The organism is Rhizobium sp. UFLA01-1127, assembly GCF_059803845.1.
On record NZ_JAUQTZ010000043.1, the window covers coordinates 1 to 23,472 of the forward strand.

Annotated in this window: 18 protein-coding genes and 2 pseudogenes; 9 read left to right on the top strand and 11 right to left on the bottom strand. The window is 59.3% G+C overall.

The genetic code is table 11. The annotated features are described in order from the left end of the window. The coding region (locus Q4Q11_RS13175; RefSeq protein ID WP_498569734.1) for a glycoside hydrolase family 2 protein at window positions 1-1,988 on the bottom strand (1,988 nt) is incomplete at its 3' end. 28 nt (window positions 1,989-2,016) lie between these two features. Next, entirely contained in the window at window positions 2,017-2,712 is a 696-nt protein-coding gene (locus Q4Q11_RS13180; protein WP_498569735.1) for a FadR/GntR family transcriptional regulator, read from the bottom strand. 120 nt (window positions 2,713-2,832) lie between these two features. Here Q4Q11_RS13180 and uxuA point away from each other — a divergent pair, with 120 nt between their 5' ends. Both uxuA and Q4Q11_RS13190 read left to right on the top strand, forming a co-directional pair. Continuing rightward, a complete protein-coding gene (gene uxuA, locus Q4Q11_RS13185; protein WP_498569736.1) occupies window positions 2,833-4,011 on the top strand; it encodes a mannonate dehydratase in 1,179 nt (392 codons plus the stop codon). A gap of 181 nt (window positions 4,012-4,192) precedes the next feature. Beyond that, window positions 4,193-4,624 (top strand): VOC family protein, encoded by a 432-nt coding sequence (locus tag Q4Q11_RS13190; protein ID WP_498569737.1) that lies wholly within the window; start codon window positions 4,193-4,195, stop codon window positions 4,622-4,624. A 74-nt stretch (window positions 4,625-4,698) separates the two neighbouring features. Here Q4Q11_RS13190 and Q4Q11_RS13195 read toward each other — a convergent pair whose 3' ends face one another. The 5 genes from Q4Q11_RS13195 to Q4Q11_RS13215 all read right to left on the bottom strand — a co-directional run bounded on the left by Q4Q11_RS13195 (window position 4,699) and on the right by Q4Q11_RS13215 (window position 9,659). Then, window positions 4,699-5,529 carry a hormone-sensitive lipase gene (locus Q4Q11_RS13195; protein WP_498569738.1) on the bottom strand — a complete coding sequence of 277 codons (831 nt, stop codon included), beginning with the start codon at window positions 5,527-5,529 and terminating at the stop codon, window positions 4,699-4,701. 37 nt (window positions 5,530-5,566) lie between these two features. Continuing rightward, window positions 5,567-6,814, bottom strand: a complete 1,248-nt coding sequence (gene kynU / locus Q4Q11_RS13200; protein WP_498569739.1) for a kynureninase — start codon at window positions 6,812-6,814, stop codon at window positions 5,567-5,569. Window positions 6,815-6,834: 20 nt separating this feature from the next. Continuing rightward, window positions 6,835-7,755, bottom strand: coding sequence for an ABC transporter permease (locus Q4Q11_RS13205; protein ID WP_498569765.1), 921 nt, complete (start codon window positions 7,753-7,755; stop codon window positions 6,835-6,837). A gap of 7 nt (window positions 7,756-7,762) precedes the next feature. Beyond that, complete coding sequence (locus Q4Q11_RS13210; RefSeq protein ID WP_113214481.1) at window positions 7,763-8,542, bottom strand: ABC transporter ATP-binding protein; 780 nt, start codon at window positions 8,540-8,542, stop codon at window positions 7,763-7,765. A gap of 130 nt (window positions 8,543-8,672) precedes the next feature. Then, window positions 8,673-9,659 carry an ABC transporter substrate-binding protein gene (locus tag Q4Q11_RS13215; RefSeq protein WP_498569740.1) on the bottom strand — a complete coding sequence of 329 codons (987 nt, stop codon included), beginning with the start codon at window positions 9,657-9,659 and terminating at the stop codon, window positions 8,673-8,675. A gap of 182 nt (window positions 9,660-9,841) precedes the next feature. Here Q4Q11_RS13215 and Q4Q11_RS13220 point away from each other — a divergent pair, with 182 nt between their 5' ends. Then, window positions 9,842-10,561, top strand: coding sequence for a GntR family transcriptional regulator (locus Q4Q11_RS13220; RefSeq protein WP_113214483.1), 720 nt, complete (start codon window positions 9,842-9,844; stop codon window positions 10,559-10,561). A 92-nt stretch (window positions 10,562-10,653) separates the two neighbouring features. Here Q4Q11_RS13220 and Q4Q11_RS13225 read toward each other — a convergent pair. Then, window positions 10,654-10,842: pseudogene (locus tag Q4Q11_RS13225) on the bottom strand (integrase); the annotation flags it as partial. A 386-nt stretch (window positions 10,843-11,228) separates the two neighbouring features. Between Q4Q11_RS13225 and Q4Q11_RS13230 the strand changes: the two are divergent. Further along, window positions 11,229-13,856 (top strand): EAL domain-containing protein, encoded by a 2,628-nt coding sequence (locus tag Q4Q11_RS13230; protein WP_498569741.1) that lies wholly within the window; start codon window positions 11,229-11,231, stop codon window positions 13,854-13,856. 144 nt (window positions 13,857-14,000) lie between these two features. On the opposite strand, the gene Q4Q11_RS13235 is transcribed toward Q4Q11_RS13230, so the two are convergent. Further along, window positions 14,001-14,618 (bottom strand): hypothetical protein, encoded by a 618-nt coding sequence (locus Q4Q11_RS13235; RefSeq protein ID WP_498569742.1) that lies wholly within the window; start codon window positions 14,616-14,618, stop codon window positions 14,001-14,003. Window positions 14,619-15,031: 413 nt separating this feature from the next. Here Q4Q11_RS13235 and Q4Q11_RS13240 point away from each other — a divergent pair, with 413 nt between their 5' ends. Next, window positions 15,032-15,901, top strand: coding sequence for a hypothetical protein (locus Q4Q11_RS13240; RefSeq protein ID WP_498569743.1), 870 nt, complete (start codon window positions 15,032-15,034; stop codon window positions 15,899-15,901). Window positions 15,902-15,992: 91 nt separating this feature from the next. Here Q4Q11_RS13240 and Q4Q11_RS13245 read toward each other — a convergent pair whose 3' ends face one another. Continuing rightward, window positions 15,993-17,726 (bottom strand): COG3904 family protein, encoded by a 1,734-nt coding sequence (locus tag Q4Q11_RS13245; protein WP_498569744.1) that lies wholly within the window; start codon window positions 17,724-17,726, stop codon window positions 15,993-15,995. Window positions 17,727-18,039: 313 nt separating this feature from the next. Between Q4Q11_RS13245 and Q4Q11_RS13250 the strand changes: the two genes are divergently transcribed. The 3 genes and pseudogenes from Q4Q11_RS13250 to treS form a co-directional block, all read left to right on the top strand. Further along, on the top strand, window positions 18,040-18,729 hold the full coding sequence (locus Q4Q11_RS13250; protein WP_112509535.1) for a carbonic anhydrase: 690 nt from the start codon (window positions 18,040-18,042) through the stop codon (window positions 18,727-18,729). A 4-nt stretch (window positions 18,730-18,733) separates the two neighbouring features. Further along, window positions 18,734-20,260 carry a SulP family inorganic anion transporter gene (locus Q4Q11_RS13255; protein ID WP_498569745.1) on the top strand — a complete coding sequence of 509 codons (1,527 nt, stop codon included), beginning with the start codon at window positions 18,734-18,736 and terminating at the stop codon, window positions 20,258-20,260. A gap of 283 nt (window positions 20,261-20,543) precedes the next feature. Then, a pseudogene (gene treS / locus Q4Q11_RS13260) lies at window positions 20,544-22,187 on the top strand (maltose alpha-D-glucosyltransferase); the annotation flags it as partial. A 203-nt stretch (window positions 22,188-22,390) separates the two neighbouring features. On the opposite strand, the gene Q4Q11_RS13265 reads toward treS, so the two are convergent. Next, on the bottom strand, window positions 22,391-22,594 hold the full coding sequence (locus Q4Q11_RS13265; RefSeq protein WP_498569746.1) for a hypothetical protein: 204 nt from the start codon (window positions 22,592-22,594) through the stop codon (window positions 22,391-22,393). A 205-nt stretch (window positions 22,595-22,799) separates the two neighbouring features. Between Q4Q11_RS13265 and Q4Q11_RS13270 the strand changes: the two genes are divergently transcribed. Further along, entirely contained in the window at window positions 22,800-23,468 is a 669-nt protein-coding gene (locus tag Q4Q11_RS13270; RefSeq protein WP_498569747.1) for a cytochrome c3 family protein, read from the top strand. Window positions 23,469-23,472 lie beyond the last annotated feature (4 nt).

Below are 23,472 nucleotides of genomic sequence, written 5' to 3' on the forward strand. Positions count from 1 at the left end.
CGCCAGAATAGAGTTGCGTCATTGACTGCGACCGCGGCCAGGCCATCGCCGCGCGGTTGGATGGTGAGGAGATGCGGAGCGTAGCTATGCTTCAACGCATACCAGAGCGGCTTTTTCCGGCCGGCGCCATCGATCGCTGCCCAGGAGGTGACGGGCCAGCAGTCGTTGAGCTGCCAGACGATGGTGCCCATGCAGGTCGGCCGATGCGAGCGCATGTGGTCGATGCCATAGCTGATCGCGCGCGCCTGGTTGAGCTGCGTGACGAAGAGCCAGTCGTCGAAATTTTGCGGGTGGGGAAACCAGCTTCCCAACCCTTGCAGAAGCTTGTCGTTGCCGCCAGTCGCCTTTTGATGATGGAGGACACCCGGCGAGGCCGGTGCGCGGTCTTTCTCGCGCACGGACTGGACAAGGGTTGCGAAGGTCGGCGGCGCCTGCCAGCCGAATTCGGAGCAGAAGCGCGGGATATAATTGCGGTAGGTCTCGTAGCCGACCTCGTTCCAGACGTCCCAGATGTGCTTGCAGCCGTGTTCATCGGCATTCGGCGCGATTTCCATCGAGCCGGAATAGGGGCTGCCCGCCCAATAGGGCCGGGTCGGGTCGATCTCGGCGACCAGCTTCGGCAGGAGATCGAGATAGTAGCCGGCACCCCAGGGGCGGTTGCCGAGCACATCCTGCCAGCCCCAGTCGAAATAGCCCCAGATATTCTCGTTATTGCCGTTCCAGATGACCAGCGAGGCATAGGGCATGAGCCTCGTGATCGCTTCGCGCGCTTCCGCCTCGATCTCGCTGTAGACGGGCTCTTCTTCGGGATAGGTGGCACAGGCAAACAGGAAATCCTGCCAGACCATGATGCCGGCCGCGTCGCATTCCTCATAGAAGGTATCGGTTTCATAAATGCCGCCGCCCCAGACGCGCAGCATGTTCATATTGGCATCACGGGCCTGGGCGATCCTCTCACGGTAGCGCTCGCGTGTCACACGCGGCAAAAAGCAGTCGTCGGGAATCCAGTTAGCGCCGCGGGCAAAGACCGGCACGTCGTTGACGACGAGCGTGAAGGCGGAGCCGATCTCGTCCGGTGCCGTATCGAGCCGCACGGAACGGAAGCCGACGCGCCGCTTCCAGGCATCGAGCGCCGCCCCATCCGAGCCGAGAAGCTGCAGGTCGAGATCGTAAAGCGGCTGGCCGCCCATGCCGTGCGGCCACCAGACCTGCGGATTGTCGATACGGCACTCGATCAGCGCGTGGGTCTCGCCTTGCGCGACGCGGACTTCCGCGCGTTTGCCGCCGATGGAGAGCACGAGGGCCACGCTATCCGTACCCTTGTCGGCCCATTCGATCTCGACATGCAGCCGCGCAACGCCCTGGCTGCCCTGCAGCGTGATTTCCGGGCGGATGCTGCCGAGGCGTGCCTTCGACCAGCTCTCGATGACGATCGGTTTCCAGATGCCCGATGTGACGACGGTGGGACCCCAGTCCCAGCCGAAATTGCAGGCCATCTTGCGGATGAGGTTGCTCGGACCGGGGTAATTCTGAGGGATGTCGGCGGCGCTGCCGAGCTGTTTGCGCACCTCCTCGCCATGCTCGTAAGCCGATTGAAAATCGACGATCAGTTCGTTGCGGCCGTTTTTCAGCTGGTCGGCAATGTCGAACCGGTAGCTGCGGTGCATGTTGCGGGTTTCGCCGAGCGCCGTGCCATTCAGCTCCAGGCGTGCCGCCGTATCGAGGCCGAGGCAGGCAAGGTCGATGCGCTCGGCGTCGTCGCCGTCCCAATCGAAGGCCAGGCGATAGCGCCAGGCCGAGCGGCCGATCCAGTCCTGCGAGATTTCGTTGACGTCGAGATAGGGATCGGCGATCAGCTGCGCCGCCATCAGGTCTAGATGCACGTTGCCCGGCACGCCGGCAGAGATCGAATTGGGCAGGGCCGGGGCGCTGGAAGGCGAGCGAAGGCGTGAGAGGGTCCAGCCGGTGTCGAGCGTCTGTCTTTTCATGTCATGTGTCCGTTATGGAATGGATGTCTCAAACAGCCTTTGGCGCGATGAACTGCAAGCCCGCCTGCAGGTGGCGGTTCATGTGATAGGCGTAGGCGATTCGATCCCGTTGTTCCAACGCTTCGATAATGGCGCGATGGTCATTATAGGCGCTGTCGACGGCTTCGCGAGTGCGTTTGCCCGCTTCCATCAGCCGCTGCAACAATGGCTGCAGAATGCCGTAGACTTGTGACAGGGTCTGATTGCCGGCGAGGCCGACAAGAGCGGCATGAAATCTGAAATCAAGTTCCGCAGCCTCGGTCAACGTCGATGCGGCCTTCATCGCTTCGTTGATGGAGCGCAGCCTGTCGACGGCGGTTTCATCGGCAGTTTCGAACAGAAGATCACTGAGATTGACCTCGATGAGGCGACGAAATCCCTGGATATCGAGAAAGCTTTCCGCCGACATATCGATGGCAAAGGAGAAAAGGTCCATCAGCGCCTGCTGGCGGCGATCCGTTATAACGGCGCCGACCTTCTGGCGGCTTTCCACGATGCCGTAGGCCTTCAGGATGCGGATCGCTTCGCGCACCGTATTGCGGCTGGCATTGAACATCGACGCGAGTTCGGCTTCCGAGGGCAGGGCGTCGCCAAGGCCGAGATTGCGCTCGCGCATCAGCCGCCGCAGCGCATCGACCACCTGGTCGACCGCCGAACCCCTATCCCCGATCTCAGCGGTTTCCATCACCATCATTCCTCCGCGATCAAAAGCATATTGTTGGTCAATAAGCGCTGTCAAGCGATGCCGGGTGATGGACATTTCCCTTTTCAGCAGTATTTTGACCGACAAATGGAGGGATATCGTATGGAAAGCTGCTGGCGTTGGTTCGGCCCGAAGGATCTTGTTCCGCTCTCGCATGCACGCCAAGCTGGCGCGACCGGTATCGTCACGGCACTGCATGAAGTTTCGCATTCACGCGTCTGGACGCCGGCCGAAATCGAGGCGCGAAAGGCGCTCGTCGAGGCGACGGGGTTGCGCTGGAGCGTGTGCGAATCGATCCCGGTTCCCAGCGCCATCAAGCTCGGGGGAGCTGCGGCCAAGGCAGCGATCGGTGTCTGGAAGGACAGTCTGGCCAATCTGGCGCGCTCCGGCATCAAGACTGTCTGCTACAACTTCATGCCTGTCGTGGACTGGACGCGTACGGATCTGCGCTTCGAAATGCCGACCACCGCGCTCGCATTGCGTTTCGACATGGTGGAGTTCGTTGCCTATGACGTTTTCGTCCTGCGCAGGAAGGGGGCGGAGGAAAATTATGCACCGGCCCTGGTGCGGCGTGCCGAAGAGCGGCTGAAGGGGCTTTCACCGGAGGCCGTGCAGCGATTGGAGACCAACATCATCGCCGGTCTTCCCGGCGGCGAGGACAGCTATGGCCGTGAAGCCATCCGCTCAGCCATTGCCCTCTTCGACGGAATGACGGCTGAGGACCTTAGGGCCAATCTCGAAGCCTTCCTGCAGGAAGTCGTGCCCGTTGCCGCCGAACTCGGCGCCAGGCTCGCGATCCATCCCGACGATCCGCCCATTTCGCTCTTCGGCCTGCCGCGCGCCGTCTCGACGGCGGCAGATCTGCGCCGCATCCTTGGCAATGTCGACGATCCGGCCAACGGCTTGACGCTTTGCGTCGGCTCTCTAGGCTCCCGTGCCGACAATGATGTTCGGATGATCGCCCATGAGTTTGCCTCGCGCATCAATTTCGCGCATCTGCGCGATGTTGCGATCGAAGCGGATGGCTCCTTCGTGGAAGCCTCGCATCTGGAAGGGCGCAGCGATATCTATGCCATCCTGCGCACATTGCTCGCGGAGGAGGCGCGCCGCCGCAACGAGGGCCGAGAAGACCATCTGATCCCGATGCGGCCGGATCATGGGCACCTTATCGGGGACGATATCGATAAGCCGACCAATCCCGGCTATTCCCTCATCGGACGGCTGAAGGGTCTTGGCGAGCTTCATGGCGTCATCCATGCGATCGGCAGGGCAGGGCTTTGAACGTCACGTCGCTTGCGGCCCAAAGAACCTGCACATGGAAGGGATAAATAAGGCCGGGTGGAGCCGGCAAAAAAAGCAAAAAACTTTAACAGCCATTGTCGGGAATAATGATCGACCAGCGTCCTTGGAGCAGCCCATCGAAAAGGGCCTTAAACGCAGAACCGTTCCCAAGGAGACGAATATGACCGATGCAGCAGATCAGATGCAGTCCCAGCAGCCCCGCGTACCGGTTCGCGGCGGGGTCGTGGCCTATTTGACGGTTGGTGGCGCCGCGAAGGCGGCAGAATTCTACAAGCGTGCCTTTGGTGCCGAACAGGCCTTCATGTATCCGGTCGATGAAAAGGGCCGGACGATGCATATCCATCTCTATATCAACGGCAGCTCGGTCATGCTCGGCGACGCTTTCCCGGAATACGGCCATGCGCTGGAAAAGCCGCAGTCCTTCACGATGCAGCTTGTTGTCGATGACCTCGATTTCTGGTGGCAGCGCGCCGTCGATGCGGGAGCGGAAGTGGTCGTCGAGCCTCAGGTAATGTTCTGGGGCGATCGCTGGGGTCAGCTTCGCGACCCCTTCGGCGTCGCCTGGGCCATGAATGCGCCCGTCAAGGGCTAAACAAGAACCGACATGCGATGCTCTCGGCGTCAGAGATGCGCCGAGAGCATCGCCTTGATGCAATCACGAAACTTCTATTCAGCGAGCAGGCTCCGCGTCAGCGGATGAGCGGCATCCATAAGGCCGTCGAGTACCGAATAATGATGCTTGTCCGGCTCGACCACCACGTTCGTCGCTGCGCCGAGACCGGTCCAGATATTGGCGAGCAGTGCATTCTGGCGGATGAATTCGGCGCGCTCGGCGCTACCGACCCAGCAGGTAAGACGAACGCCGTCGGTCGGCTCCAGCAAGGCTGGACTTTCGGCCCTTGCCTCTGCGTCATCGATGCGAAGCTCCTTGTTCATCTTGCGCTTCATGATCGGGCGCAGATCGTGCACGCCGGAAATGGCGAGAACATGCCGGATGCGCTTCTGGATCGCCTCGCCAAGCGGCGAGGTCGTCGTCATCATCCGGGCGACAAGCTGGCCGCCGGCAGAGTGCCCCGTCAACATGACCGGGCCGTCGGCCAGTTCGGCCGCTGCGGTGATCGCGGCTGCAATCTCCTTGCCGATCCCGCCGATGCGATTTTCCGGGCAAAGCGTGTAGGACGGGATCGCGACGGCATATCCGGCCGCAACCGAGCCGTCGGCAAGGTGCGACCAATAGCTCTTGTCCAGCTGTAGCCAGTAGCCGCCATGGACGAAGACCACCAATCCCTTCGGCTGGCCTTCGGGCAAAAACAGGTCGAAGCGATTGCGTTCCGCAGGTCCATAGGCGATGTCGAGTTTCGCGCGTCCCGCCGCCGTCAGGCTGTCGCGGAAGGACTTTGCCGGCTCGACCCAGGCGGCCGGCCATCGATCGCCATTGACGATATAGGCGCCGTTCGTATAAGCGCTCTCCCAATCGATGACCCTGAAATAGCTCATGTTCAGCTTCCTCTCTCCAGCTGCCGGCGCCTGCAGATCAGGTCACGGCTGCCCGCACCGCAAAGCGTGCTTCCCTCCATGATCCGCTGCTCAGGATGTCTTCCAGCACCGTCACGGCTCGCCAGACGTCGCGATAGCCGACATAGAGCGGCGTGAAGCCGAAGCGCAATGTCGAGGGAGCGCGGAAATCGCCGATAACGCCGCGTTCGATCAGCGCCTGCATGACTTCATAGGCGTTGCCGTGAATGAAGGAGACCTGGCTGCCACGCTTCTTGCTGTCGCGCGTCGTCTCGAGTTCCACACCATATTGGCCGCATTTGGCTTCGACCAGGCGGATGAAGAGATCGGTAAGCGCCACGCTTTTCTGGCGCAAGGCATTCATGTCCACCTCGTCCCAGATGGAGAGCGCCCCTTTCAGCGCCCGCAGAGACAGGATCGGCTGCGTGCCGCAAAGGAAACGTTTGATGCCCGTATCGCCGTCGAAGCTCTGTTCGAAAGCAAAGGGGCGGGCGTGGCTCCACCAGCCGCTGAGCGGCTGAACGATCGATGCGTGATGGCGCTTTGCGGCGTAGATGAAGGCAGGAGCACCCGGACCGCCATTCAGATATTTGTAGGTACAGCCAACGGCGAAATCGGCACCCGCACCGTCGAGATCGACGGGCAGGGCGCCGGCGCTGTGGCAGAGATCCCAGATGACGAGTGCGCCCGCCGCCTGGATGCGCTTCGTCAGCGCCGCCATGTCGCGCAGCTCGCCGCTCTTGTAGTTGACGTGATTGATGAGGACGACGGCGACATTCTCGTCGATCAGCTCCTCGATCGCGCCGGCATCGCGGCCCTCGAGGCGGAGCTTCAGGCCAGGGCGTGTCGAAGCCACACCCTCCGCCATATAAAGATCGGTGGGGAAACTATCGCCCTCCGCAACGATGACATTGCGGCCGGGCCGCATTGCGAGCGCCGCATGCAAGGTTTTGTAGATGTTGATCGATGTGGAGTCTGTGACGATGGTCTGGCCTTCGGCAGCTCCGATCAGCCGGCCGATCCGGTCGCCGAGCTCGAGCGGCAGATGGAACCATCCGGCGCTGTTCCAGCTGCGGATCAGGCCGTTGCCCCATTCTTCCATGGCGGCCTGGCGCACCTCGGCAAAGACCTCGTGCGAGGCCGCGCCGAGCGAATTGCCGTCCAGGTAGATGACACCGGCCGGCAGGGCGAAGCGGCTGCGAAAAACGCGCAGCGGGTCGGCCTCGTCCATGGCCTCGACGGCGGCGAGATCGGGAAGGCTGTCCATAATGTCGTTGCCTCGTAAACTTATTCGCGAATGGTTTCTCGGCTGACGGCTCCGCCGCGGCGGCGGATGCTCGGAAGCGCCAGCATGATGAGCACGAAAAGGCCGGTTGCGAGTTTCAGGTTCGGCGGCGGCATGCCGGCGGCAAGGCAGAGCGATACGAGCTGATAGTAGATGATCGAGCCGACGAACGGCGCCAGCAACTGACGCAGCACGGTCTGCTTGCCGGTGAAGGCTTCGCCGATCATCAAGGCTGCAAGGCCGTTGATCAGGATGCCGATACCCATGTTGACGTCGGCAAAGCCCTGCGACTGGACCATCAACGCGCCGCTGGCGGCGGAAAAGGCGCTGGCGATTCCGACGCCGCCGATGGTGGCGGCCCAGACATTGATACCCTGCGCCTCGGCCATGTCGGGATTGGAACCGACGGCGCGCATGGCCGTGCCCTTCTCCGTCTTGAAATAGAGATTGAGGGCGATCAGGACGACGACGGCGAGTACGCCGGCAACGGCGATCTTGCTGGCGGGAAAGCCGGCCTCCGTGAATGGCACCCAATCGAACACCGTCGGTGAGCCGAAGACGGAGAGGTTCGATTTGCCCATGATGCCGAGATTGACGCTGTACAGCATGGTCGACATCAGGATGCCGGCGAGCAGCGTATGAATGCGGAAGCGCAGGTGGATGAAGGCCGTGCAGCAGCCGGCGGCAAGGCCGACGACGAAAGCGGCGGCGATCGCGAGCGGCGGCGCGACGCCGGCTGCCAGCAGGATGCCGCAGACGCAGCCGCCGAGCGGGAAGGCGCCTTCGCTGGTCAGATCCGGAAAGCTCAGCATCCGGAACGGGATCATGATGCCGAGCACGACGAAACTTAAGATGAAGCTCTGCGCGAGCGTGACCGGGATGAGCGAGACGAAGCTCGAAACGGTTGTCTGAATGAAATCCATCATGATGTCAGCTCACCAGCAGCATTCGGTCGGTCTTGACGGCGAAGTGGCCGATGAGTTCGGGCACGGTGATGCGCCGTTTGCCTTCGCCGGCAATTTCGAGATGCACGCGGCCGGCATCGAGCATGATGATGCTGTCGCCGAAATCGACGGCGTGCTGCATGTTGTGCGTCACCATCAATGTCGTCAGTTTCAGCGCCTCGACGGTGCGAACGGTCGCCTGCATGACGATATCGGCCGTGCGTGGGTCGAGTGCGGCTGTGTGTTCATCGAGCAAAAGCACGTCGGGCGAACCGCCGACCGCCATGATGAGGGACAGCGATTGGCGCTGGCCGCCCGAAAGAAGTTCCACCTTGGTATCCAGCCGGTTTTCGAGGCCAAGGCCGAGAACGGCGAGACGTTCCTTGTAGGCAGCGAGGCGAGCCGCATTCAGGCCGGGACGAAATCCGCGGCTCTTGCCGCGCAGCTCCGCCAGAAGCATGTTCTCGCCGACCGTCATGCTGGCCGCCGTTCCCTTCATCGGGTCCTGGAACACGCGGGCAAGACGGGCGGCGCGCTTGTGGACCGGCATGTTCGTCACGTCGTTGCCGTTGATGAGGATCTGACCGGAATCAAGGCTGAGTGCGCCGGAAATCGCATTCAGCATGCTGCTCTTGCCGGCGCCGTTCGAACCGATGACGACGCCGAATTCGCCTGTCTTGAGGGAGAGCGTCAGGCCGTCGAGCGCGACCTTTTCGTCGGGCTGGCCTCTGTAGAAAACCTTGCGCGCGGATTTGATATCGAGCATCCGTGCCTCCCCTGCAGTGTAGGGTTATGAAATGGCGGCGTCCCTGACGCCGCCATGGATCGGATTGATCCTACAGCGCCGCGCGTCACATATGACGCGCAAAGGTCGCTGTAGCAGAAGATGCTGCCTATCACTGCGTGAAGCAATTGCAATCGGCAAGCGAAGCCGGGACTTCAGCGCCGAACGCCTTCAACACGGTCTTGTTGATCAGCGGTGCGTGGTCCTTATAGGCCGGAACGGACGGCTTGATTGTCTTCGGATCGGCGCCCTTCAAGATCTGCGCGGCGATCTTGCCGGCGTTTTCACCGACCTGCTCATAGTTGACGGCAAAGCTTGCCGGCACGACGCCATTGCGGACAGCCGCGTCGTCGGAGTTGACGATCGGGATCTGTGCCTGGCGGGCGGCGGCGGCAACGGCGGGGATTGCCGGCTGTAGCAGATTGGAAGCGGGGGTGTAGATCACGTCCGCCTTACCGGCGAGCGATGCGATGCGCTGCTGGATGTCGTTGACGTTGTCGACACCGACGGGGACCACTTCGAAGCCGGCTGCCGGAGCAGCGGCCTTGACCTTGTCGATCAGAGCGACGTCGTTGGCCTCGCCCGGATTGTAGGGTACTCCGAGGCGCTTGGCATTCGGCAGCAGCTTCTTGGTGAAGGTGAGGATTGCGGAAATGTCCTGCAGGTCGCTCGAGCCGGTAATGCCGTCACCGCCAGCGTCCCACGAGGGAACAAGCTTGGCGGCGACCGGGTCGGTCACGGCGGTGAAGACGATCGGAATGCCGGAGCCTGCAAGCGCCTTCTTGGCGATCTGCGACACCGGCGTCGTCACCGTGTACATCAGCTTCGGATGTTCGGCCTGCAGCTTGGCGATCATCTGCGGAACGAGCGAAGCGTCAAAGCTCGTATTGCTCTCGGAATAGACGACATCCTTGCCTTCGACGAAGCCGTTGTCGGCGAGCGCCTTCTTGAAGCCGGCGATCGAAGCGTTGAGCTGCGGATGCTCACCGAAATTGGCGATCGCGATCTTGATGGGCTCTGCCGAAGCCGTGGCAACGCCGGCCATGAAAGCGCCGGCCACGGCAAGGCCGGACAGCCACTTGGACGTAGATTTCAGCATATTTTCCTCCCGAATGTGACAGGGAGCCGTATTCGTTCGGCTCTCTTGGGGCGGATCATAGCAACTGCGGCAAGCCTGTCAATTTTCAATATATGATATTCACGATGAGCGTATTTGATATATATTTTTACGCTACGGCGATTTTATATATAATCTATGCTGCGAGGAGCGGGACAAGGACCATGCAGGACAAGGATGCGTTGAACAAGACAGAGGCCGCCTATCGGCTGCTGCGACGCGATATCCTCAACACCAAGCTCAGGCCCGGCACTTCCTTGCGGCTCGGCGCCCTTCGCGATGCCTATGGCGTCGGCTGGACGCCGCTTCGAGAGGCGCTCTCGCGGCTGGAGGCGGAAAAGCTGGTCACTGCCGTCAGCAATCGCGGCTTTGCGGTGGCCCCCGTTTCGCGCGCGGAGCTGGAGGACCTGATGCGGGCGCGGATGGTCATAGAGCTGCCGCTGCTTATGGAATCGATCGAAAGGGGCGGTCCGGATTGGGAATCCGCGGTCGTGACGGCGCATTATCGCCTGTCGCGCTGCAGGATCGTGCCCGATTCCGCTTCCGAGGAAATGGCGGACGAATGGGATGAGAAGCACACGGCCTTCCATACAGCACTCGTCAGTGCGGCGACATCGAACTGGCTGCAGCGTTTCCAGTCCACCATCTCGGACCAGCTTCGCCGCCATCATCGTTTTCTCGGTCTTGCGCCGACGCAACGTGCCGCTGCGGGTCTCTCGATCGGCTACGAGAAGGCAGTCGCCGCTTTGCGGGACGCTATGGCGCTCGAGCATCATACAGCCCTGATGGAAGCAGCCCTCGACCGCGATCAGGAGCGGGCGAGGACGCTGATGACCGAGCATATCGGCTACACGCTGCAGGTTTATATCCGTTCGGAAGACTGAGATTTTCCGGCGGTGAGAATGAGCGTGCCGTAATCATGCTTCGACGGATCGCTGACATTTGCGTCGTAAAACTGCGAATTGAGGCCCACTCATCAAATGACGAAGCGTGCCGCTCGACCGTTCTTCCGCTCGGCTTTGTTGTAGTAACCTGCCGCCTGCGACGCCGACTTATGCAGCGACTGCTGCATAGCCTCTTGAAGCGGGACACGGCAGTTGGCCGCTTCGGTCAGGCAACCGGACCGAAGCCCATGCGGCGAAAACGCCTCCGGATCCAGGCCCGCCACGACCGCGTCGCCGCGTTCTTCGTGCTCGATGGCCCGATCAACGGTATTGCCTTTACCGCCTGGTCGCCCTGCAATGAAGCTGCGCAGCTCTTGTCAAGAATATCGCACCAACATCAGCAGGATAGTTGAGAACTCCATCAGCCGAAAGTGCAACAACTTCACTGGATGCTTATAAGATTTTGATCATATACCTATCGCAGTTCACTATACTCGAAAGAAATAATCGAATTTTAAGCGGATGCCGGCATGATTATTGCGCGCAGGTGGGAAGCACAATGATCTCTCGTGGGAAAACCGCTCAAACAAATCTCCAGAATCACGGCCAACGGTCAGACGCAGAGCAACGCAGTTTTCTGAGTGACCGGAAGATATCGCCGCATTCCATGAAACAGGCATTGTCGACGCCAGCAATCTGGCCAGCGTTTCAGCCTTTGGTGGACATGCAAAGCGGGGCGCTCGTCGGGTTTGAAGTTTTGGCGCGCTGGACCGATTCCAAAATTGGCATCATCCCGCCATCGGAATTTATCCCTATCGCCGAAGCAAACGACCTGATCGATGCTTTGACAAAAAAGATCATCTCGGAAGCGTGTCAGCAGGCAAATCTCTGGCCGGGAAATTTCGTGCTAGCGATCAATATTTCCGCCGTACAATTCCGTGATCCGAATTTGTTCGAATTCATCCGCAGCATTGTTCAGGCGACGGGCTTTCCATTAGATCGAATTCAAATTGAGATAACGGAAAGCGTTCTGCTTGAAGATGATGAGACCGTACGGTCAACGATCGCTCTAATGAAATCTGCTGGCATGGGTTTTGCGCTTGACGATTTCGGAACAGGATTTGCCAGTCTCACCCGATTGCACGCCTTCCCGTTCGACAAACTCAAGATAGACATGAGTTTCGTGCGCTCAATGCAGCGCGACAACGATAGCCGTAAGATCGTCGCTTCGGTAATCGGGTTAGGTCAAAGTCTGGGCATGACCGTCGTCGCAGAGGGTGTCGAGACCGAAGAACAGGCCACCATTCTCCGTCGACTAGGATGTGATGTCGGACAGGGTTGGCTATTCGGCAACCCCCTGAATGGGACTGAGACTGCGCAGTGGCTGGCATGCCACAAACAAAAATCGCTGTCTCAACGTGCCGCAAACGTTTCGCTGTTCCAGCGCGTTCACCAGCTGGACGCTTTGTACAGAGCGGCACCGATTGGCCTGTGTTTTCTCGACATGGAACTGCGCTATGTCAGCGTCAACGATCGCTTCGCGGCAATGTTTGGCCTGTGTCCGGATGACCTGATCGGGCGGGCGGTGAATAGCTTCGTACCTGATCGCGACGCGCCTCGCGTCGTGAGCGATCTGCGGCGTGTCCTCGCCGGCGAGACCGTCGTCATTAACGAATACCAGCCTGCCGGCAGCGAAAAAGCTTTCCTTGTCATCAACCAGCCTGTCGAGGACGATGGGGGCGAGCAGATCGGCATTTCGGTTACCGCGATCGACGTTACGGATCGCAAGGCGATCGAGGCCGCGCTGAGGGAAACCGAAGACCACGCTCGGCGATCGATCGAACTCAGTGCAAGTATTCCCTGGTCGAGTGACGCCAAAGGTGTTGTCAGTTTCATGGGACCCACACTCGATGGAATGGCTGATAGCACCGTTGATCGTGTTGCGGACTGGTATCGCCGTATGCATCCGGACGACCGGCTCCGGGTCCGGCAGGAATGGCTTGCATGGTTGCCGTCGGGCAAGCCATTTGAAACGATGTTCCGAATGAGACTCTACGGCGATGCGTGGACATGGATGCTCAGTCGCGCAAAGCCGCATCGCGACGCCGAAGGCAGGATCGTGAAGTGGTACGGCGTCATCACCGCGGTTGCGGCACAAACGGGATGCGAGCCGAAAATAGAACGGTTCGGAACTTCGACGGAGGTGTGGCAAGCGAAATCGCTAACCGATATTGCGGTTGCACCCTGGCGTCCCTCAACAGTGAAGTATGAGCTGGGTTTCCAAGAATCTGGAAAGTGCGGCGCAGCATCTTTGGCAGACCAGGAAGACATTTTGCCGGCAGAATTGTTGGCATCGATGCTGGTGCGAATGTTCGAATCCGCACCTATAGCGATGTCTATCACGACGAGTGACACAAAGACATCCAGCTACGTTAAAGTCAACGAAGCTTATCTGCGGCTCACTGGCTTGAAATGGGACGACATCAGGGGAAAAAGGCTGACTTCCGATGGTGCGGCGATTGACAATCCAGCCAGGGACCGCCGTCATCGCCTTCTCGAAGAAGAGGGCGCCTATGAGCTGGAAGAGGTGGATATTACCTATGCCGACGGCGCAGTCATTCCGACGCTTATTTCTGCCCAGCGCACCGTGATTGACGGAATTTCCTTCGATGTCGAAATCATTATCGACGTTTCCGCCCGCGTCAGGCAGCAACGTGAGATCGAGAACGCGCTAAAGGCCTCCGCCCGTACCGATGCGCTTTCCGGTCTTCCCAACAGGGCCTGTTTCGATGAAGTTATCGCCGACGCCGTCGCTCGCAATCTGCTGAATGATCGGAAACTCGCTCTCGCATACATCGACCTGAATGATTTTAAGATCGTCAATGATACGATCGGGCATTCGGCAGGTGACGAGGTGCTGAGAACGATCGCCAATAGACTGCGTGAGAATTTTCGTGCCACCGATTTCATTGCGAGGATCGGGGGCGACGAATTTGCCGTGCTGCTCGACATCGACCGGAAGCTCGCCGGTGATTTGCAGCGGCATCTCCAAGAGGCGATGGAACGAATCTTCAAACCGATACCCATTGACGGTCAAGTCACGTTCACCGGCGCTGCCGTGGGCGTTACGTTCCTGCGGGCAGATGACACTGTGCAATCCTATGTCAAACGCGCGGATGAATACATGTATATCGCCAAGACCACCGGCGAGCGGGTAGCGGTGGTCTGCTTCGGCCAGATTCTCGATCCACTTGCCCTGTTGAGACACTCAACGAGACAAACACGGTTGTCATAAGATTTCTCTCGCAAAATCACGCCCCTGGGCAGGCCGCAATTGAATTGCTCCCAGCATGCGCGCTGAACTACGGCTCAGCGATGCAAAGTTGAAACCTTTCGCAAATTGCGTTGCGCTCAATTACCCGGTGGTGCCCACCGCCCATCAACGGCGAAGCCTCTTCTCGCTAGGAAACAGAACCGGCAATCTCCGCTCCGCGGCCCTCCAGGTCCGAACGTGATAACGCCGCATGACAGCAACGTTTATCGCGAAAATGGCGATCCCCAGGACAACTGCGACAGGGACGCCCGAGCCGGCGGCCGTTTTGACGACCACTCCAGCAAAGACGCCGGCGATTGCACCGGCAATGACGCTCACCAGACCGGCGGTGCTCATGAACGATTGCCAGCGCGACTGCTTGAGAGCCTTGTCGCTCAGAACGGCCTGACCATCGTCGTGAATGGAGTGGACCAGATATTTCTCCATCAGCGGCGCGACTTCGACGTAGTAATGGCGGATTCGCGCAATGCCGCGTGCATGCACCATGTCTTCGATGGCGACCTGCACCGTCCGCACGAACGTGACAAGGCCGATGAAGTAGAGGCATGGCAGCAAAATCAGGCTGAACAAGACAAACGGCTGCCCCATCTGCGTGACCTGGGCCACGAAGGCAAGGGCGATCGTCGCACTCGAGACCGACGTCAGAAACAGGTTGGCGCGTTGGTTCGCCTCCTGGATCGTTGCCGCACGGGCAGTCTGCAGCACGAAATGTTCTGTAGTCATGAATTGCAAAGCCTGTTGCCGGGACTTGGCTTCGTCTGGCTTCGGGCTAATTGCTTCGTTGGCGTGCCGCTCTTTCATCGCTCTGTCGCAACCCCGGCAGCTTGGCGCATCTGGGACGAAGAACACGTCAACGTCGATAGTGTTCCACTAAACAGTATGGCCGAACGCCCTTGAAAATCGCCCGTGCAGCCCGTTTGGGGTGTTACGGCCAATTTCGACGAGGATGTCAGCCAGCGGCATGGTACAGATCGCTCAGCTGCGGGGTTCTCTGTGCCACGATCCTGACATCGAGCCGTGCACTGGCGGCGCTCTTCTACTATAGATGATCGCTGACGAGATGTTCACTACTGAAGATGAAAGCCGCAGATGGATAAGTTTCTGATCAAAAGGTTCGATGAGGCCAGCGCAAACATATGACAGTGCGTCACCCCTCATCGACAAAAGTCGAGCGTGCCAAATGGATTGCATTGCGCATAAATCAGGCGGTCCCGGATGGCGCGCTCGGCGACGACAAGGAACTCTCGGCCTGGATCAAGGTCCATGAACCTGCTGCGGATAACCAGATCAAGCAAATCAAGCGCTGGATTGCATCTGGCAAGATCGAGGTGCCACCGCGTTACCCGCACGCCATGACCGCGGCGGAGGCCAGGCGTATTATCGCTGCAAATAGGCCGGCGAGAACACGTGGCGGACAACGTCAAGCACGGGGGAAGCTTCCCTGGCTTGCCCAGAAATTGCTTTGGCTTTGGCTACTGATCGGTATCGCGGTGCCAATGGTCGTCGGCGTGTTCCTTCCATTATTTCTGCCGTCGACGGAGTGGGCGGCACTGATGAGTATACCGAGCCTTGCCATCGGCCTAGTATCGGCCGCGGTCTATGTTCTGATACTGCACAGATATCGGGAGCCTCGGGACGATTACCCAATTATCATTGGCGGTGCGGCATTGCTTGCCTTTGCCGCCGGTCGGAATATCGCCATTCTTATCGTTCCAATGATCTTCCCACTGTTCATCGGTGCCCATGTCGAGCTGCCTTATACAGTAGTGCAAATCGACGGATTTGAAAGCAAAGACTGTCGCCGACCGATCAAGCTTGAGGGATTGCCCTTGATGTTCAGAGAACTGTGCGGCTTCCCCGATAGCTTTAGACAGAGCCTTGCGCCGGGCATGCGCTTGAGCGTCGCAGGCTATGGGACGAGCTATGGTCTTTATGTCGAGAGTGCCCGTCCCGCAGATCCCGCATCGCCGAACGGCCCCGGCCAACTGCGCGGAGCTCGGGATTAGGCCAATCCTTCTGAGCCGCGACAGCGCCGGTCCGAGTGGGGATGCTATTCGAGTCTCGGATAACCGTCTCTCCCCCCGCAACCGCGCGGCATCAGTGAAGATTTTCTTCGATCGCCTTGTAACAGGTATCGCTATTTCCGATGTCGGCCTTCGTCAGCGGCTTCCATTCATCTCGATCAAAGTCGAAATACTCAAGGAAGCAGCGACCGGAATCGTAGCTGAACCATTGAGCTGCAAGCAGGCGACTTTCGAGACTATAATTCAACGCGAGATACATGTTCGCTTCGCCGCCGCGTGGAAAGCTCGCCGGCCGGCCAGTCTTGTTATCGGCGACGATCGCAAAGGAGCATCCCGTTCCGCAGCCGATCTGAATGAGGGTGTAGTGTCCCGCAAAGTTAGGCCCCTGGCGCATCCCGTCACGAATACGCGTTCTGAAGGAGTTGAACTGGCGGTCTCGCCCCTTGAAGTCCGGCAGCATCGTCTTTCCGGCAAATCGGCCTGGGATCGGAAAGTCGGCCGGGTTTTTCCGCACCACACTCGATGCGCCTGATGCGTTGACGTCCGCAGCTGCTTGCTGAGACGATGGACCGTCACATGCATGCCAGTCCATTTGATAGCCATATTGGCCTTCGCGACCGAAGCACCAGCCGACGGTCTGAAGCTTCGCTGTGATGCGCTCGCGTCGATCACAGGCTGCCAGAGTGTCAGCCGAATCTCCGCTACCGCCGCGGCATACTCCGTTTTGCTCCTGCCACTGGGCTATCAGGCGGATCGGTGCGGAGGCTCCCTTGTCGGTCTCGCTGACCTTTCCGCTTTCCGATATGAACATTCCGGTCTTCACATCCCAGACGAAGGAGAACTCCGCAGTTCCCGATGATATGCGATCGCCGGCGCGCTTTGCGTACCAATCGACACTTCCGTCGATCCTACAGGTGTCCGAACAACTGATCTTTAGAGACTGCGGCCTTTCGCTATAGGCCCGGATCGGCCATCGTATCGCAAAGTCGCGCTTTGCAGTGACGACCTCCGCTTTGGGCGCCGCCTTTCCGTAGAAATCCACGGTCTCGCCATACGCCTTTTCCATGAATGCAACGGCTTCGGTATTCCCGCCAGACCATGCGTCATAATAGGCAGATATAAAGGCCCGGGCCTTTTGCTCGGTTGTCTGTGCTGCAGGTTCATGCGATGCGGAAGAGGGAGCCGCCGGCACAGCCCCTCCCCCTGAGGCAAGCCGGCCGGCTATATCGTTGAGGTTGCCGAAGGTCACACCATAGCTCTGCATCTCGCTGGCGGTGAGATATCGCATGTCGTCGCTGGGTACGGAGAGGCTGACCTGAAGCAGCTTCGGATCGACGCCCATCTCCGTAAAATATGACATGATTTGTGCCGTCATCGTCTGTATCGCAGCCACGGCAGTAGGACCGTCGAGCCCGGCACCTGGCGCAAACGAAGATTGATGAACACCGATGGCGCCGGGCTCTGCTTGGCGGATCACCCCACCGACGAACGCGAGCGTGCAGGCGGATGCGCATTGGCTGGCACGCAGCTGAAAGGTCGCCAGCCCGAGGGACCGGATCATCCTGCCGTAGGCCATGGCTGCAAGGATGTTGCCGCCGTTGCTGTCAAAGGTAACGGCCTTGGCGCCGCTTGCTGCGACTTCCCGGGAGAGCTGCTGAGGATCATCGGACTGGCTGAATTCACCCTTCAGCAGAAGAACGGGGACGGCGTTTTCTATTGGTATGCGCTGTATCGTCATGTCTGCATGCGCCGCGCCGAACAAGGTTGCGGATGCCACAATGGCCAGAACGGATTGACGCAGGAGCACCGGTACTCACCCCGAGAAAACACCAGATGCATGTTATCGCATCAACTGTAACGCGCAATACCGAATGCGATATCTCGCCTCTGCGATGGATGTCAAAACCGAGGCGGGGAATTGCGCATAGCCGATTGCAACTAAAGTCATCTCACAATCCACTCACAAGGTTTTTATAAATTAGATTCGACTAATTCCAGTTTCGCTATTTTCTTCCGATTGTCCGTTCCTATCTCGCACTTGCGAAATGATCGCGCATTCCAACCCGCCGGGCATGGGTACGCCCCCTGCCTGCCGTCCGGCCCATCACAAGGACTCGACAATGGGTGATTTGCTTAAAGGTATCTCCAGCTTTCGCGGTGCCGTCTTCCCCGACCATCAGGCACTTTATCGCAGGCTGGCGGAGGAGGGACAGCAACCGCAAGCGCTGATGATTTCCTGCGCCGACAGCCGGGTGATGCCAGAAACGATCACGCAATCCGGTCCCGGCGAACTTTTCGTTTGCCGCAACGCCGGAAATATCGTTCCTCCGTTTTCGACGGCCAATGGCGGCGTATCGTCGGCGATAGAATATGCCGTCGTCGCACTCGGCGTTCGCGATATCATCGTGTGCGGGCATTCCGATTGCGGCGCCATGAAAGGACTTTGCCAGCCCGATCTCCTGAAGCCGATGCCGAATGTCGCTGCGTGGCTGAAACATAGCCATGCGGCCCATTCGATCGTTTGCGAGGCCTATCCTGCCGATCTGCCCGAGCGCCAAAGGGTTCGCGCCATCGCCATGGAAAACGTCGTTGTCCAGCTCGACCATCTGCGCACGCATCCTTCGGTCGCGGCCAAATTGGCGACCAACGACATTACCCTGCATGGCTGGTTTTTCGATATCGAGACGGGGGAGGTGCTGGTCTATGACGGTGCGGCCGCTCGCTTCACGGACATCATGGAGGACAGACCTTTGCCCGTCGCAGTCACGGGTCGTGGTCGCCCCCATGTGATGCCGCAAGCTGCGGAGTAGGCCGATGATCTCAAGCTCTGTTATTTCGCGAGACTTCCCATCGTCGCTTGTGGTGTTTCTCGTCGCCATGCCGCTTTGCCTCGGGATTGCCGTGGCTTCAGGCGTTCCGGTGGCCATGGGCCTCATTTCAGGCATTGTCGGCGGCATTGTCGTCGGCCTTCTAGCCGGATCTCCGCTGCAGGTGTCAGGACCGGCGGCGGGTCTCGCCGTGATCGTCTTCGGCTTCGTCGAACAATATGGCGTTGCCATGCTCGGACCGGTTCTCATCGTGGCGGGATTGCTGCAGGTCCTTGCCGGATTCCTGAAGATCGGGTCGTGGTTTCGGGCAATCTCGCCTGCGGTGGTCCACGGCATGCTCGCCGGAATCGGCATCCTCATCATTCTTGGCCAAATCCATGTGCTGATGGGGGCAAGACCTGCTGCCGGAGGCATCGAGAACGTCTCCGCTATGGAGCAGACCCTCCGCCGCGTTTGGGGTGCGGGACTGACCCAGGAATCGGTTGCTCTCCTCGTGGGATTGATCTCATTGCTGGCCATGATCGCATGGGAGAAGTTCAGGCCAAAGCCATTGATGCTGGTACCCGGTGCTCTGGTAGGGGTTGCTGCTGGCACGATATTGACGGCCGGGATGCAGCTGCCGATCGCCAGGGTGGAGGTGCCGTCCTCTCTCATCGACAGCATTTCGCTGCCAACGCTCGATGGTTTTGCGAGGATCGTCGAGCCGGGTATCATCGTGGCGACACTGGTCATCGCCGTGATCGCCAGTGCGGAAACGCTATTGTCTTCCGCCGCCGTTGATCGAATGCATGATGGCGTGCGGACCCGCTTCAACAAGGAACTGTTCGCGCAAGGCATCGGCAACGCACTTTGCGGTCTGCTTGGTGCGCTGCCGATCACGGGTGTGATCGTCAGATCGTCCGCCAATATTCAGGCAGGCGCGCGGACCCGCGCGTCGGCGGTGCTGCATGGTGTCTGGATCCTTGGGCTGGTGGCATTTCTGCCGCAGCTGCTTGCCATGGTGCCGCTGACAGCGCTCGCCGCGGTGCTGCTGGTAACAGGATGGCGGCTGATCAGTCTCCATCATGTCCGCCACCTCTTCGATCATCACGGCTGGGTTCCCGTCGGCATCTGGACTGCGACGGTGGCAATGGTGGTACTCCAGGACCTCCTCGTCGGCGTGGCGCTCGGTCTTGCACTGTCTATACTGGAAATCCTTCCGTATCTGCGTCGCAAGCTCGCCATCGACAGATTGGAGGATGATGAAACCATCCACCTCGACCTTGTGGGTGTAGCGACATGCAAGGATGTTCCCGCCCTGCTCAACACGCTGGAAACGCTTCCTGAGGGTCGCAAGATCAGGATCGCCGGCGCCCGTCTGCACTATCTTGACCATACGAGCGCCGAAACCCTGCGTGAATGGCTGAAGCGGCAGAAGAAATCGGGGCGTGTGGTGGAAATTGAGCATCCGCCGGTCGGACGCCATCGGCGATTGAGGCCGATCTTTGAAAAGCTGTCGGAGGAAGTTGCCTGATCGGCGGAGAATGCAGCAGGTAGCTGGCAACAATGTTCTTGCCCCGTTTACCGGGGCAAGGCGAACGGCAAGAAGTGATCCCGATTGGCGCGGGAAAACCGGCCATGATGGCTCTGGAATCCGAACAAGCGAGCTGCCCTCGTATTCCTCGTCACGGGAGTGAACATCGGCGTCGAGCCGTGGATTTCCCCTGAGCAATCTTGAACAGACGAGTGGCAACATTAGTTTTGCGCCAGAACCAGTCGCGCCTGGTTGAAACAATGGTTGCCGAGGGAGCTGACGATTGAGCGAAACCGAACGCGAGCTTCGCTATGCATCCTGGCATAAGGATGCTGTCATCTACCAACTCCATGTAAAGTCGTTCTTCAACGCCAATGGGGATGGATTCGGCGATTTTGCCGGATTGACGCGGAAGCTGGATTATCTGGCATCGCTCGGCGTCAATGCAATCTGGCTCCTGCCGTTCTATCCGTCTCCTCGCCGGGACGACGGCTACGACGTGCTCGACTATGAAAGCATCAGTCCGGAATTCGGTACACTTGACGATTTCAGGAGGTTCGTGGATGCCGCTCATGCCCGCAAGATGCATGTCATTACGGAGCTGGTTCTCAACCATACTTCCGATCAGCATCCCTGGTTTCAGCGTGCCCGGCACGCGCGAGCCGGGTCCCCGGAGCGGGATTTCTACGTCTGGTCCGAGACGGACGACAAGTTCGCGGAAACGCGCATCATTTTCGTCGATAGCGAAAGATCCAACTGGACCTGGGACCCCGTTGCGAACGCCTATTTCTGGCATCGCTTCTACTCCCATCAGCCGGATCTGAACTATCACAACTCCGCGGTCATCGAAGCGGTTCTGGATATCATGCGCTTCTGGCTCGATCTTGGCGTGGACGGCTTTCGCCTCGATGCCGTTCCGTATCTCGTTGAGCGAGAGAACACCGATAACGAGAATCTTCCAGAAACGCACAGGCTGCTCAAGCACATCAGAAAGACGCTCGAGGCGAGCTACCCCGGTGTCATACTCCTTGCAGAAGCAAACCAATGGCCAGATCAGGCACGGGATTATTTCGGAGCAGGGGACGAATGCCACATGGCGTTCCACTTCCCGCTGATGCCGCGAATATTCACCGCGATCGCAATGGGAAACTCCCAGCCGATCATCACCATGGTGCAGCAGACCCATGGCATTCCCGAGGATTGCCAATGGGCCATTTTCCTGCGGAATCATGACGAGCTGACCTTGGAAATGGTCACCGAGGCCGAGCGTAATTTTCTATGGGACACCTACGCTTCCGACGAACGCGCCCGATTGAACCTGGGCATCAGACGCCGTTTGTCGCCGCTAATGGATCAGGACCGGCGCCGCGTCGAGCTTCTCCACATGTTGCTGTTCTCATTGCCCGGCAGCCCGGTGCTCTACTATGGCGACGAGATCGGCATGGGCGACAATATCGATTTGGGAGATCGAGATGGTGTTCGCACACCCATGCAATGGTCCAGCGGTAAGAATGCCGGATTCTCCGACAGCGATCCGGAGACCATCGCATTGCCGCTCGTCGACAACCCTCGTTTCGGCTTCCAGGTGATCAATGTGGCCGCCCAGGAGAAGGACCCGCATTCTCTTCTGAATTGGGTCCGTCGCATCCTGGCAATCCGGTCGGCGCATCGAGTCTTCGCAAGGGGAGCGATTCACTTTGTTGGCACCGACAATCCCGCCGTCATCGCGTATGTCAGGGAATATCGCGGGGAATGCATTCTTTGCGTTGCGAACCTGTCGAATATTGCTCAGGCCGCCATGCTCGATTTACATCGGTATTCGGGTAGAAGCCCCACGGAGCTGTTCGGGAGGACGGCATTTCCGGCTGTCTGCAAGCTTCGCTATCCAATCATGTTTCAGCCCTACGGCTATTTTTGGCTCCAGCTGATGCCGTGAACAAGAGTCCAGCCATCGAAGCGTGGCCAACTCGTCCTTGTTCATCCATTTGAGCATTCCTGAAGCATTCGCATGGCGCGGAAGCCGTCCGTCTGTCACCCAGAGACGCCATTCCTTGCCGGATTTGCCCCTAAAGTGGAATTGCAGGCGTGAGCCCACCAGCCTGACATGCGGCTTTCACTTTGGCGGCGCCGTCAATCGTCGCCCTTTTGTTTCAAGGCGTCGGATACCCCGCGTTTGCGGGGATGATCGATGTTTTCGCCATGAGCATCGCGCGCTTTTTCCCCGCCATCCTTGGCCGGAAGATATCCGGCCGGCTTTGATCCAGCCGGTCCTTCCCATCGCGGCGATTGATCGGTGGTTCCTGGTGCGCCTTCACGCGGCTGCTGATGTTTCATGAACGGTCTCCTGTCGGATGAGTGTATTTTTGTGGCGGGCCATGGCATGACGTTCCGCCCTCGCTCCTAAAACCGTCCTCAGGCCGCATTGTTCCTGACAATTGGGATGGCGGTGCACTCCCGGTGACCGTCACTACTGGGAGGTGGAACTTTCAATCCCGGTTTTCGTTTGATCCCATTGCGAGAGCGAATTCAGGGGAATTCCGTGGCGCAGATCTTTACGGCATCGGCTGATACGAGGCTGCGCGCATCGCTGCTTGCTGCTGCGATCCTGATATTTCTGATCGTCCTTTTTGTCGGTGGTTATGCCAGCTCCAGCTATGGCACGCTGGTTGGGTGGGTGCAGGATCAGCCGGTTCCCTTCAGCCACGAACACCACGTGGGAGGTCTCGGTATCGATTGCCGTTATTGCCACACTTCCGTCGAGACGAGCGCCCGCGCCGGATTGCCGGCGACCCATATCTGCATGAGCTGCCATTCGCAGATATGGACCGGCGCGGCCATGCTGGCGCCCGTGCGCCATAGCCTTGCCGACAACGTGCCGCTCACTTGGAATCGCGTCAGCAGGCTGCCCGACTACGTCTATTTCAACCATTCGATCCATGTTGCCCGCGGTGTTCCCTGTGTCGCCTGCCATGGGCGCGTCGACCGGATGCCGCTGATGACGCGCGCCGAACCTTTCCAGATGCAATGGTGCCTGGACTGTCATCGAAATCCCGCGCCGAACCTTCGCCCTCCGGATCAGGTGACACGCATGGACTGGTCCGACTGGGATGCCCATTCCGAACGGCACAAGGATTTCGGCGCGCAGGTGGTGAAGACCTATGGCATCGAACCGAGGAAACTCATCCAATGCAATATCTGTCACAGGTGATGCG